The organism is Paenibacillus sp. FSL K6-1122 (genome assembly GCF_037977015.1).
Classification (GTDB): domain Bacteria; phylum Bacillota; class Bacilli; order Paenibacillales; family Paenibacillaceae; genus Paenibacillus; species Paenibacillus amylolyticus.
In genome coordinates this window covers 5,963,731-5,976,513 of the sequence record NZ_CP150272.1, presented here as the reverse complement: position 1 = coordinate 5,976,513, position 12,783 = coordinate 5,963,731, and the positions used below count along the sequence as shown (strand labels likewise).

Here is a 12,783-nt window from a genome sequence, read left to right as displayed (position 1 = left end):
ACTGGAAGGAGGACAAAAACTGTGAGTTTATTTGAACAATCGTTGCCTGAGTTACATAACAAGCTGCATGCCAAAGAGCTGTCGGTCAGCGATTTGGTGGATCAGGCGTATCAGAACATTGGCGCGCATGACGATAAAGTTAAGGCATATTTGGCACTGGATGAAGAACAAGCACGCGCTCGTGCACGTCAACTGGATGACCGTCTGGTTAGCGGCGAGGAGAAAGGTTTGCTTTTTGGTCTGCCTGTAGGTATTAAGGATAACATCGTTACGAACGGACTGCGCACGACGTGTGGTAGCCAATTCCTTCGTAATTTCGACCCGGTGTATGACGCGACAGTTGTCGAGAAATTGAAAGCTGCGGACACCGTAACTATTGGTAAACTCAACATGGACGAATTCGCCATGGGCGGCTCCAATGAGAATTCAAGTTTCTCCCCTGTACGTAATCCATGGGCACTTGATCGTGTTCCAGGAGGTTCCAGCGGTGGTTCGGCAGCAGCTGTGGCTGCGGGAGAAGCGTACTTCACGCTTGGATCAGATACAGGTGGCTCCATCAGACAGCCTGCTTCGTATTGCGGTGTTGTTGGATTGAAGCCGACGTACGGACTTGTTTCCCGCTTTGGATTGGTTGCATTTGCATCATCCCTGGATCAGATTGGTCCTTTGACGAAAAATGTTGAAGATTCTGCTTATGTATTGCATGCCATTGCTGGTTATGACGCCAAAGATTCGACATCTGCAAAAGTAGAGATCCCGGATTATTTGAGTGGACTGACAGGTGATGTTAAAGGGCTTCGCATTGCCGTTCCGAAAGAATACATCGGTGAAGGCGTAGATCCACAAGTGAAAGAGACAGTTTTGTCTGCATTGAAAGTTCTTGAAGGGCTCGGGGCAACATGGGAAGAAGTATCCCTTCCGCATACCGAATATGCGGTGGCTACGTATTACCTGCTGGCATCTTCAGAGGCTTCTTCCAACTTGGCTCGATTTGATGGTGTACGTTATGGCGTGCGTGCTGACAATCCGGATAACTTGCTGGATCTGTACCATCAGTCCCGCAGTCAAGGCTTTGGTCCAGAAGTGAAACGACGTATCATGCTCGGAACGTATGCACTCAGCTCGGGGTACTATGATGCCTATTATCTGAAAGCACAGAAGGTACGTACTTTGATCAAACAGGATTTCGACAATGTATTTGCCAAATATGATGTGATTATCGGACCAACTGCGCCAACTACGGCGTTCAAACTGGGTTCACAGGTGGATGATCCACTTACGATGTATCTGAACGATATTTTGACTATTCCGGTTAACCTTGCTGGTGTACCTGCTGTTAGCATTCCATGTGGATTCTCGGATGGATTGCCTGTTGGCCTGCAGATTATCGGTAAAGCCTTTGATGAAACAACCGTATTGCGTGTAGCGCATGCGTTTGAACAAAATACAGAATTCCACAAGCAGCGTCCGCAGCTGTAGACTGCCCGGAACGGAGGAATATAGAAATGTCCGCATCTAAATATGAAACGGTCGTTGGACTTGAAGTCCACGTGGAGTTGCATACTAACTCCAAAATTTTCTGTGGCTGCTCCACAGCTTTTGGAGCTCCGCCGAATACGCATACCTGCCCGGTCTGTCTCGGACATCCGGGTGTACTGCCTGTATTGAATCGTCAGGCGGTAGACTACGCCATGAAGGCAGCGATGGCCCTGAATTGTACGATTGCTGATGTCAGCAAGTTTGACCGTAAAAACTACTTTTACCCCGATTCACCAAAGGCCTACCAGATCTCGCAATTCGATCAACCGATTGGTGAGAACGGCTGGATTGATATTGAAGTAAATGGTGAAACGAAACGAATCGGCATCACGCGTCTTCACTTGGAGGAAGATGCAGGGAAGCTTACACATATTGATGGCGGATACGCTTCTTTGGTGGACTTTAACCGTGTCGGTACTCCACTCGTTGAGATTGTATCCGAACCTGAGATTTCTTCTCCGGAAGAGGCGCGTGCGTATCTTGAAAAAATGCGTGCGATCATGCAGTACTGTGATGTGTCGGACGTGAAGATGGAGGAAGGATCACTTCGTTGTGACGCCAACATCAGTTTGCGTCCACATGGACAGGAGAAGCTGGGAACGAGAGCCGAGCTGAAAAACATGAACTCCTTCCGTGGTGTTCAGCGTGGTCTGGAATATGAACAATATCGTCAGGCTGAGATTCTGGATGATGGCGGTGAAGTGGTTCAGGAGACGCGTCGCTGGGACGAAGCTCAAGGGAAAACACTGTCGATGCGTGGCAAGGAACAAGCGCATGACTACCGTTATTTCCCAGACCCTGATCTCGTGAAGCTGCATATCGACGAAGCCTGGAAAGAGCGGATCAGAGCTACCATACCTGAGCTTCCAGACGAGCGCAAGGCGCGTTACACGGCTGATTATGGATTGCCTAGCTATGATGCAGAGGTTATTACCTCCTCCAAAGCTGTGGCAGATCTTTTTGAAGATAGTCTGAAATACACTCAGGATGCGAAGTCCGTATCCAACTGGATCATGGGCGACTTACTGGGTTACCTGAATACGAGCAACCTTGAAGTGACTCAAGTTCCACTGACAGGTCAAGGCTTGGGTGAGATGATTGGCCTGCTTGAGAAGGGCACCATTAACAGCAAAATCGCCAAAACGGTATTCAAGGAAATGCTGGAGAGCGGCAAGCTTCCACAGCAGATCGTTGAAGAGAAGGGCCTTGTGCAGATTAGTGATGAAGGCGCCATTCTTGCCATCGTTGAGCAAGTTGTAGCCAATAACCCTCAATCCGTGGAAGACTATAAAGCTGGTAAACAAAAAGCCATTGGCTTCCTTGTTGGTCAGGTTATGAAAGAAAGTAAAGGCAAGGCGAATCCCGCTCTAGCCAACCAACTGCTTGCAGATGTACTGAACCGCTAATCCTTCCGGTGAGGCCGGACAGAAAGAGGCTCGTCCCTGTGACAGCCTCTTTTTGGTATTGATAGATACAAATGTATTTCGGACGGGGGAACGGATATGAACATTCAACCATTGTCACTGAGTGATCTGGAGACGTTGGGACAGTTATGGAGACTACAACATGTAGCTTATCGATTGGAAGCTGAAATCATCGGATTTCAGGAGATTCCTCCTTTGATGGATACGATGGAGACACTTCGGGATTGTGGAGAGAGTTTTTATGGTAGTATCCATGATGACGGAGAGCTTATAGGGGCTGTCGCTGTAGCGGAGGAAGAGGAGAATACACTGACCATTACACGAATGATGGTGCACCCGGATCACTTTCGCAAGGGAATTGCGGCCTCTTTGATGACGTATGTGTTGGAACAGCATGCGGATCTTCCGCGTTATATCGTCTCCACAGGAACGCTGAATCAGCCCGCAGTGAATCTGTACACCAAATTTGGTTTTAATCCCGTGGAGGTCACACAGATTGCACCTGGAGTGGAATTAACGACTTTTCACAAGAATAAACTTTAATAATATTAACAACTTGAGGAGGAATACCGACTTTGGGCGATCCCTGGTTCATTGATGAGTGGCACATTTTATTACGATTATTGCTGGCTATGCTGCTTGGAGGGCTCGTAGGCCTGGAGCGGGAACGGTCCAATCATGCTGCCGGTTTGCGTACCCATATCCTGGTATGTCTTGGCTCTGCACTGATTATGATGTTGTCTGTTTATGGCTTTAAAGATTTTGCTAATGAATTAAATGTAAGGATCGATCCAGCGCGTCTGGCTACTGCTGTAATTACTGGTGTCGGATTCCTGGGAGCAGGGACAATTCTCTTCACGGGAAAATCCATTACCGGACTGACTACAGCTGCTTCAATCTGGGTTGTTGCAGCCATTGGGCTCGCAGCAGGTGCGGGATTCTTTTTTGCCTCTATCGTATCCACCGTTCTGGTATTGCTTAATCTCTGGGTATTTAACAAATTAGAGCTAAGGTATCTACGAGGGAACAAACTGCATGTTGTTACACTTCATACCTTGTCAGAACCCGGTTTTCTCGAACAACTGTCTTCATGTATGGAGCAGGAGAAGATCAAAATTCGTAAAATTACCGTGAATGAACAAGACTTGGCTTATGCAGAGATGGTGTCGGTTGAACGTAAAATTGAGATTGTGTTACATGTTCAGGTACCGCATGATTTCCAAACGGTAGGCTTGGTATCCAAGTTAAGACAATGGGAACACGTTACCAAGGTGTCGATCGAATAATGAATTACAACCCTCCCCAGGCCAGTAGTGCCGGAGGGTTTTTGGTCATATCCATATTTCTTCCAGTTACTCTCCTTGCTCTTTAGGGTACTATCTAACCAAATGCATGAAGAGCGGAAGGTCAGATCAGAAGAGAGGAGTATGTTATGAAACGGAGACGTCAATTGAACCAAAATACTCGTACAGTTCAGACCAAACCGGTCAGAAATCGGACTCACAAGTTTATTGCGGGATTACTGAGTGCCATTATTCCTGGCCTGGGTCATATTTATCTGAGATTGTACATGAGGGGTTTGACCTTTATGCTGCTTGTTTTGCTTGATCTGTCAGCAGTGTTGTACTTCTCATCTATTGGTATACAGATTAATGTGCCATTGCTCATCTTACTGGCTTTGTGTATTCCGGTTATTTACTTTTACAATGTATATGATGTATTGCAATCTGCGGATTGGGTCATGATGCGCAGACGTAGAGCCGTAACCCAGGCAACTTCGGACAAGCCGATATCCAATGAACGTTCTACACGAGATGCAATGATGGTCTGGGAGAGAGGCATATCGTTTGGATTACTTCTGATTGTGGGAGGGTCTTTGATGGTACTGTTTTTCCGCAAACCACGTTGGTTTCAAGAGCTTCTCGCCATGTACGGCGGATATTCATTTGCGGTTCTCATGATCGTAGGCGGTTTGCTTCTGTTTGGTCGTGAGTTCTGGGTGATGTTGAACAAGAAAAAAATGTAGTGGAAACGATACAAGGAGGGAACGTGATGAACCGTAAAGTCCGGGTTGGCCGCTATACGGCTGCCGCCTTAATCATAGCGGTCGGTGTGCTGTTGATTTTGGATAAACGGTGGGGAACTGACTACGTATATGAGATGGTGGACTGGTGGCCATTTTTGCTCGTTGTTTTGGGTGTTGAATATATTGTGCTGTTCCTGTGGACACGCAGAAGAAACAAGGTGCAATCGGATAACCCGAGCAATCCTGATGAGCAAATCAAAGTGCGTTTCAGACCCGATGCCAAAGGCATTCTAACCTCACTGATTTTGGCAGCTTCCGTATTTATCGTCACCGAGCAGGATCATTACATGCACTTATGGAATAGAGTGAGTCTAAATCTCGGAGCGGCATCCATGGACTACAGTCAAGCGGCAGGATATATGGAGGATAAGGGCACGATTCGTGTACCTGTTCGCATGGATACGTCAGACCTAGTGGTTGAAGGTGTCAACGGAGATATCTCGGTACAACGCGGAGATACGGATGAGATTGAAGTACGGACGGTGATCTGGGTAGATCAGACGACGGAAGTACAGGCAAAGGCCGTTGCAGCAGCCTCTTTTGTAGAGGCCGATGGTACAAAAGTGATTTATATCAAAGCTACAGGCAAGACGTATGGAGACAATGAAAAAACGCAGCCGCGTATGAATCTTACCATAACGATCCCGGATGATCGTCGTTTTAATCTGGATATTCGAACTTCCAATGGAGCCATATTATTAAACCGTCCGGAAGCCATTAGTACCATACTGGCCGAAACGGGTAACGGACGTATCCGGATTACCAATGCTGTTGGAGATATCTCCGGGAAAACGTTGAACGGGGATGTCATTGTAGCCAACGCCATAGGTAATGTCGATCTGGACAGTAACCGTGGAGATATGAAGGCTCGCGGTATTTCCGGCGATGTAGATCTTGCTACACAAGTGGGAAGTATCAGTATTGCGGACTCCGTTGGTGAATTCATCGCAGAGACACGCAACGGTAATATTACGCTGGATGGAGCCAATCTGGGAATCAAAGCCCAATCACTTAATGGCAGTATTAACATCGTATCTACCAAAGTCGGAGGGGACTGGGATGTGTACAGTGCGGTGGGAGCCATTAACGTATTACTTCCTGATCGTGGAGACTATAGTCTTGCGGGTTCCAGCAGTTATGGAGATCTAAGTACGGATCTGCCGTTCAAAGTACAGAATAAAACCATAGAAGGCCAGCTCGGTGAGGGCGAGTACAGGGTGAAAATTGAAGGCAACAGTGATCTCACCATTCAGAGTAACCCGGCTGTATCTACGCCTGAAACAGTTACACCTGATTCTGAAGATACGGCTGAGAATCTGGAACAGACAACCGAAGACGGAGCAAATTCCCAGGAGGATTCTACAGAGGTTCCTTGACTGCCGCGTTGACAATAAACTTGTAATCGCCGTACAATAAATGTACACTGGCAAGATTACACGGCATGAAAGATGGATTGTCGTTCTTAATGGCCGGGAATCAACTCTGAGCGAGGAGACGGTAACTTACTCTTCACCAGAGAATGAAAGGTAAGGCGGTGGGTTTTATGGCAACACGTGTCCAACATGCGTTGGAGCATCTGAAAACGACCGGTGTCCGTATTACACCCCAGCGTCATGCCATATTGAACTATCTGATGGAATCCATGGGGCATCCGACAGCCGATGAAATTTACCGAGCCCTTGAACCCCAATTTCCCAGTATGAGCGTGGCAACGGTATATAATAATTTGAAGATGTTTCTGGAAGCTGGCATGGTCCGGGAATTGACATACGGAGATAATTCAAGTCGCTTCGATGCCAATGTGACGGATCATTATCATGTTATCTGTGATCAATGCGGCAAGATTGAAGATTTCAGCTATCCTTCACTCAAAAGTGTAGAGCTTCAGGCGGAGTCTAGTACAGGATTCGAAGTACACGGTCACCGATTGGAAGTATATGGCGTTTGCAAAAGTTGCAGGGATTAAGAGAGTTGAATTACAATATTAACGTGCAGAATTCAGTATGGATTCTTCACGTTTTTTTTTTTAGCATTTATGCAAAATGCTCATCTTTATAACAACTTATGCGCACATCCTTATGATCAGCATAATTAACGGAGGTAGACGTTTGGGTAGAAAAAGCAGATATACACGTCAGAAGCGACGTTCATTTTGGCCCGGTTTTCTCGGGGCTTGTCTGATCGCCGGGGGGGCTTACTGGCTTATAACAAATGTATGGTTGAACCAGACCCATGAAGACCCCGACTGGGTAGGAAGAAGCCAGCCTATTTTTGTAGATGGGCAACTGATGGATGGAGACGCTCTGGGTACAGGAGATCAACTCAAGTTGCCTGTAGATGTGCTGCAAGAAGCGATTGATGCAGGCATACGTTATGAATCAGAATCGGGAGATATCATTATTGCCTCTCCTCAGCGAGTCCTTCATATGAAAGATGGAAGCACACAAGCAGAACTTAATCACAAAGATTATCCTATGACAGTTAAGCCTGAGGTTAAGGACGGAGAAGCCTATATTCCGCTCAAACCTTTGAAAGAAGTATATGGCATAACCGTACAGGAAGATTCAGTAACAGGTGCTGTGCTGCTGATGCGTGGTGGAGACATGATACAGTATGCAGAGATTGATACGTTATCATCCAAAGCCGACAAAACGGTGCCGTTATATAAACGTGGGGGAGAATCCTCACCAATCATTGCCGACATGGAAAAGGATGCACGGGTACGTGTTTGGCAGACGGGTGATAAACAGAGTTTTGTTCAACTCGATAATGGATACGCCGGATATGTAGATAATGATTATATTGTCCTCACCGAGAAAAAGAAGGTGGACTTGCCCAAGTATACGCTGACTGCAGTAGAGAAGAAGTGGCAGAATAAACCGGTAAATCTGGTTTGGGAAGCCGTGTACAATCGTCAGCCTGATGTGGGCTCTATCGGTAAAATGCCAGGTGTGAATGTGGTCAGCCCCACATGGTTTCATATTACGGATGGACAGGGCACCGTGAAAAGCAAGGGAAACCAAGCTTATGTGAACTGGGCTCACCGTTCGGGTATGGAAGTATGGGGACTCATGGATAACAGCTTTGATCCGGACGTTACAAAAGAAGCTGTAGCTTCTTACGAGACACGCACTCATATTATTGAGCAAATGTTAGAGTATGCACAGACGTATCAACTGGATGGTATCAACATCGATTTTGAGAACGTGTATACCGATGACGGGCCGAATATTACGCAGTTTGTGCGCGAGATCAAGGCGATGGCTCGTATACATGGATTGATGTTATCAATCGATGTAACACCAAAATCAAACAGTGAGATGTGGTCTGCCTTTCTGGATCGCCGTGCATTAGGTTCTTTTGCAGACTATGTTATTGTGATGGCTTATGATGAACATTGGGCGGCCAGTCCCAAGGCAGGTTCGGTAGCATCTCTGCCTTGGACCGAGGCTTCCATGAGACGCATACTTGAGGAGGATGAAGTCCCTTCTAACAAGTTGATCATGGCGGTTCCGCTCTATACCCGGATATGGACGGAAGAGACGAATGATCAGGGTGAGGTTAAAGTGTCTTCCAAAGCGGTGGGCATGAATGCCATTGTGGAGCTGATTCAAGAGAAGAAACTCAAACCTGAACTGGATCAGGCAAGTGGACAGAACTATGTGGAATATAAGGAAGACGGAGCTACCAAGAAAATATGGATCGAAGATGCCGTGTCCCTTCAGGCGCGTGTGGATTTGATTGCTTCGCTGAAGCTGGGCGGAGTAGCAGCATGGAATCGAAGTTTTGCTAATGCTTCTGCATGGGAGGTATTGAAGCAGGCCGGGTACCAGAAATAATTTACTCGAACTCAGAGTGTCTGCTTGCTCCAATTTATTTTCACTAAGTTCAAAGTTTCTCATTGGATACCATCATACGTACAGTATACCGTTTTATTGGTCGTAGAACTTATAACTTAATTTCATATTTTAGCTATTGATAACTGCAATCAGGGCTCACTTATAAGCCAAGTCCAAAAAGGTCCGGTAAACATACCGGGCCTTTTTTTGTTCTTCAATGAAATTAAGGTAAAAGACATTTAGCGGTTGGAGATCATATCGTGCTAACCATCGGTGGGGGGAGCTTGTGTAGAAGGCGCTTTCAGTTGTTGACTGGTCATGTTGGCCTTATTAGGGTCCAGGGTGAGGATGGTATGACAGAACATACAACGATCCGTTTTGCCAAGCATTTTGGTTAACTTCCCGCATTCCGGACAGTCGACTTGTACCGCGCTGGTGGAGAGCATACCCGCCCAGAAATAAATGGCTAGACTGGCCATCATGGCAATCAGTCCGATGACGAGCCCTACAGCTGCGAATACCTTGCCTGCATGTCCCCAGAAAACAATCCCGGCTGTTCCCAGTATCATTAGGCCCATACCTAGCATGGTCAGTAGTAATCCCCAAGTGCGAAAAGCATTAATTTTTGCTGATTTAAAAATCATGAAAAATGCTCCTATCGTATGAGTAGTATTGGACCTGGAAAAGAAGGAAACTTCAGTCTGGATGTAGAATTACATTATAACTGACTTGGCGCTTATCTGCCATGAAATGTATGGAGGGAATCGTGGAATTAAAGAACCTTGCTTTTTTGTCCGAACAGTCGGAAGAGACAGGGGCAGTTGGGGCTATCGCTTATTCCCACCCGGGAGAGCGATTCCACGGCTCCCTAATTCAAGATTTCGAATTATTAGTACTTGTTGTTCATAATGATGATCAATTGAAGTCGACGGTCGGACATTACAGATATGGTGATCTTCGTTATCAGATGATCTATGCGAGCCGTCATGAATTAAAGAGTAGTGTAGTAACCGGGAATCATAATAATCTCACCCAGTGTCTGATTGAAGGTGAGATTATCTGGGAAGCGGACAGCGCCTTAAGTGATTTGCGAGAAGAACTGTCTACCTTTGGGGCAGAATTGCGTGAGCAGAAGCTGCTTCATGAATTCACCAGTTTCTTGAGAATGTATGTGGAGGCCAAACGTCATATTCAGGAAGGTCATGTTGTAGACGCCTACTACAATGTATTAGAGGCTCTGGGGAACTGGGCAAGAATTGTATTGATTGAACAGGGGATATACCCGGATCATGCCGTCTGGACACATGTGCAGAATCTGGATCGCGCTTTATGGAAACTTTATCAAGAGCTTACCGTAAGCTCGGAGACGCTGGAGCAACGAGTAGAGCTTGTCCTGCTTGCCTGTGAGTTTTCCGTAATGTCCAAAATGAGTGAGTGCTCAGAACTGCTGCTGCGTGTGTTAAGAAGTCGCAAGGAGCCGTGGAGCATGAATGAACTTGTTCATCATCCACAGTTAAGATTTGTTCGAGAAGATCTGCCTTTGGTAATACGTAAGCTGGTCTTTCGTTCTATTGTAAAAGAATCGGCAGGATGGCCATCAATCGGAGGAGAGGGCCGGGAAATTCGGTATTGGATTGAGGCATAACCTTTTCCAGAGGCCTGACATTATATTGATCACATAAGGGAGGGGAAACCTTCCTTTTTTGTTTGTTTAATAATTTATAAAAAGATGTTGACTCTCATTCACGATATATGATACATTATATTTCGTTCCTTAAACGAGATTATCGTCAACAAACGATAAATTCTTCAGAGGAAAAGTGAAGAACTAAAGCTTCAAAAAAGAACTCAAAAAAAGTTCTTGACGAAAACAAACGAAATGTGTTACATTATTTAAGTCGCCGCCGAAACTTGGTTGAGACGAAAAAAAGTAAAACAAATCGTGTTTGATCTTTGAAAACTGAACAACGAGTGAGTAAACATTCTGCTTGCAGAATGAACGCGAAAGTTTGAGACAAGCCTTGGCTTGAATCGACTGGAGCACAAATGAGATTTTTAATCTCGTCAGATTCAAAATGAGCTTATCGCTCTTTTCAATACTTTATTGGAGAGTTTGATCCTGGCTCAGGACGAACGCTGGCGGCATGCCTAATACATGCAAGTCGAGCGGAGTTGATAGGAAGCTTGCTTCCTTGATACTTAGCGGCGGACGGGTGAGTAACACGTAGGCAACCTGCCCTCAAGTTTGGGACAACTACCGGAAACGGTAGCTAATACCGAATAATTGTTTTCTTCGCCTGAAGGAAACTGGAAAGACGGAGCAATCTGTCACTTGGGGATGGGCCTGCGGCGCATTAGCTAGTTGGTGAGGTAACGGCTCACCAAGGCGACGATGCGTAGCCGACCTGAGAGGGTGATCGGCCACACTGGGACTGAGACACGGCCCAGACTCCTACGGGAGGCAGCAGTAGGGAATCTTCCGCAATGGGCGAAAGCCTGACGGAGCAATGCCGCGTGAGTGATGAAGGTTTTCGGATCGTAAAGCTCTGTTGCCAGGGAAGAACGCTTGGGAGAGTAACTGCTCTCAAGGTGACGGTACCTGAGAAGAAAGCCCCGGCTAACTACGTGCCAGCAGCCGCGGTAATACGTAGGGGGCAAGCGTTGTCCGGAATTATTGGGCGTAAAGCGCGCGCAGGCGGTCATTTAAGTCTGGTGTTTAATCCCGGGGCTCAACCCCGGATCGCACTGGAAACTGGGTGACTTGAGTGCAGAAGAGGAGAGTGGAATTCCACGTGTAGCGGTGAAATGCGTAGATATGTGGAGGAACACCAGTGGCGAAGGCGACTCTCTGGGCTGTAACTGACGCTGAGGCGCGAAAGCGTGGGGAGCAAACAGGATTAGATACCCTGGTAGTCCACGCCGTAAACGATGAGTGCTAGGTGTTAGGGGTTTCGATACCCTTGGTGCCGAAGTTAACACATTAAGCACTCCGCCTGGGGAGTACGGTCGCAAGACTGAAACTCAAAGGAATTGACGGGGACCCGCACAAGCAGTGGAGTATGTGGTTTAATTCGAAGCAACGCGAAGAACCTTACCAGGTCTTGACATCTGAATGACCGGTGCAGAGATGTACCTTTTCTTCGGAACATTCAAGACAGGTGGTGCATGGTTGTCGTCAGCTCGTGTCGTGAGATGTTGGGTTAAGTCCCGCAACGAGCGCAACCCTTATATTTAGTTGCCAGCACTTCGGGTGGGCACTCTAGATAGACTGCCGGTGACAAACCGGAGGAAGGTGGGGATGACGTCAAATCATCATGCCCCTTATGACCTGGGCTACACACGTACTACAATGGCCGGTACAACGGGCTGCGAAATCGCGAGATGGAGCCAATCCCAACAAAGCCGGTCTCAGTTCGGATTGCAGGCTGCAACTCGCCTGCATGAAGTCGGAATTGCTAGTAATCGCGGATCAGCATGCCGCGGTGAATACGTTCCCGGGTCTTGTACACACCGCCCGTCACACCACGAGAGTTTATAACACCCGAAGTCGGTGGGGTAACCGCAAGGAGCCAGCCGCCGAAGGTGGGATAGATGATTGGGGTGAAGTCGTAACAAGGTAGCCGTATCGGAAGGTGCGGCTGGATCACCTCCTTTCTATGGAGAATCGTTTCCTGCAACGGAAACATTCAAATACGCAGCTTAGCTGCAAAACACTCACTCGTTGTTCGGTTTTGAGAGCTCAAACTCTCAAACAGCTTGCTTTTGCATGGAGCTTGTTCTTTGAAAACTAGATATCGAAACGAAACAAACGCGAATTAGAACATTCCTTTAAGCTGAACTTGTGCAAACAAGTCAAGTGTATAAAGGTAGTTAAATTGCTTTTGTGATGGTATCG

10 protein-coding genes and 1 rRNA gene are annotated in these 12,783 nt (G+C 46.9%); 10 read left to right on the top strand and 1 reads right to left on the bottom strand.

Translation table 11 applies throughout. From position 1 onward, the window contains the following. Positions 1-21: 21 nt before the first annotated feature. The 8 genes from gatA (at position 22) to NSQ20_RS26825 (ending at position 8,888) form a co-directional block, all read left to right on the top strand. Positions 22-1,479, top strand: coding sequence for an Asp-tRNA(Asn)/Glu-tRNA(Gln) amidotransferase subunit GatA (gatA, locus tag NSQ20_RS26860; protein ID WP_340031217.1), 1,458 nt, complete (start codon positions 22-24; stop codon positions 1,477-1,479). Positions 1,480-1,505: 26 nt separating this feature from the next. Continuing rightward, positions 1,506-2,945 (top strand): Asp-tRNA(Asn)/Glu-tRNA(Gln) amidotransferase subunit GatB, encoded by a 1,440-nt coding sequence (gatB, locus tag NSQ20_RS26855; RefSeq protein WP_047841558.1) that lies wholly within the window; start codon positions 1,506-1,508, stop codon positions 2,943-2,945. 96 nt (positions 2,946-3,041) lie between these two features. Next, complete coding sequence (locus NSQ20_RS26850) at positions 3,042-3,506, top strand: GNAT family N-acetyltransferase (RefSeq protein WP_340031216.1); 465 nt, start codon at positions 3,042-3,044, stop codon at positions 3,504-3,506. 32 nt (positions 3,507-3,538) lie between these two features. Further along, on the top strand, positions 3,539-4,249 hold the full coding sequence (locus tag NSQ20_RS26845) for an MgtC/SapB family protein (protein WP_017692302.1): 711 nt from the start codon (positions 3,539-3,541) through the stop codon (positions 4,247-4,249). A 146-nt stretch (positions 4,250-4,395) separates the two neighbouring features. Continuing rightward, positions 4,396-4,989 carry a hypothetical protein gene (locus NSQ20_RS26840; RefSeq protein ID WP_083684937.1) on the top strand — a complete coding sequence of 198 codons (594 nt, stop codon included), beginning with the start codon at positions 4,396-4,398 and terminating at the stop codon, positions 4,987-4,989. 26 nt (positions 4,990-5,015) lie between these two features. Next, entirely contained in the window at positions 5,016-6,425 is a 1,410-nt protein-coding gene (locus tag NSQ20_RS26835) for a DUF4097 family beta strand repeat-containing protein (RefSeq protein WP_076253605.1), read from the top strand. 167 nt (positions 6,426-6,592) lie between these two features. Further along, a complete protein-coding gene (gene perR / locus NSQ20_RS26830) occupies positions 6,593-7,015 on the top strand; it encodes a peroxide-responsive transcriptional repressor PerR (RefSeq protein ID WP_026081471.1) in 423 nt (140 codons plus the stop codon). A 142-nt stretch (positions 7,016-7,157) separates the two neighbouring features. Then, complete coding sequence (locus NSQ20_RS26825; RefSeq protein ID WP_340018516.1) at positions 7,158-8,888, top strand: glycosyl hydrolase family 18 protein; 1,731 nt, start codon at positions 7,158-7,160, stop codon at positions 8,886-8,888. A 263-nt stretch (positions 8,889-9,151) separates the two neighbouring features. Here NSQ20_RS26825 and NSQ20_RS26820 read toward each other — a convergent pair whose 3' ends face one another. Further along, positions 9,152-9,532 carry a DUF2614 family zinc ribbon-containing protein gene (locus NSQ20_RS26820; RefSeq protein ID WP_017692307.1) on the bottom strand — a complete coding sequence of 127 codons (381 nt, stop codon included), beginning with the start codon at positions 9,530-9,532 and terminating at the stop codon, positions 9,152-9,154. Between the two features lie 122 nt (positions 9,533-9,654). Here NSQ20_RS26820 and NSQ20_RS26815 point away from each other — a divergent pair, with 122 nt between their 5' ends. Together NSQ20_RS26815 and NSQ20_RS26810 are read left to right on the top strand one after the other, a co-directional pair. Continuing rightward, a complete protein-coding gene (locus tag NSQ20_RS26815) occupies positions 9,655-10,533 on the top strand; it encodes a nucleotidyltransferase-like protein (RefSeq protein WP_036667991.1) in 879 nt (292 codons plus the stop codon). A gap of 456 nt (positions 10,534-10,989) precedes the next feature. Then, positions 10,990-12,542 (top strand): 16S ribosomal RNA (locus NSQ20_RS26810). The last annotated feature ends 241 nt before the right edge of the window (positions 12,543-12,783 follow it).

Bases quoted from the DNA above. Each gene is read 5' to 3' on its own strand.
- NSQ20_RS26820 (WP_017692307.1), bottom strand. From the start codon at position 9,532: ATGATTTTTAAATCAGCAAAAATTAATGCTTTTCGCACTTGGGGATTA.
- NSQ20_RS26835 (WP_076253605.1), top strand. From the start codon at position 5,016: ATGAACCGTAAAGTCCGGGTTGGCCGCTATACGGCTGCCGCCTTAATC.
- NSQ20_RS26850 (WP_340031216.1), top strand. From the start codon at position 3,042: ATGAACATTCAACCATTGTCACTGAGTGATCTGGAGACGTTGGGACAG.
- gatB (WP_047841558.1), top strand. From the start codon at position 1,506: ATGTCCGCATCTAAATATGAAACGGTCGTTGGACTTGAAGTCCACGTG.
- NSQ20_RS26840 (WP_083684937.1), top strand. From the start codon at position 4,396: ATGAAACGGAGACGTCAATTGAACCAAAATACTCGTACAGTTCAGACC.
- perR (WP_026081471.1), top strand. From the start codon at position 6,593: ATGGCAACACGTGTCCAACATGCGTTGGAGCATCTGAAAACGACCGGT.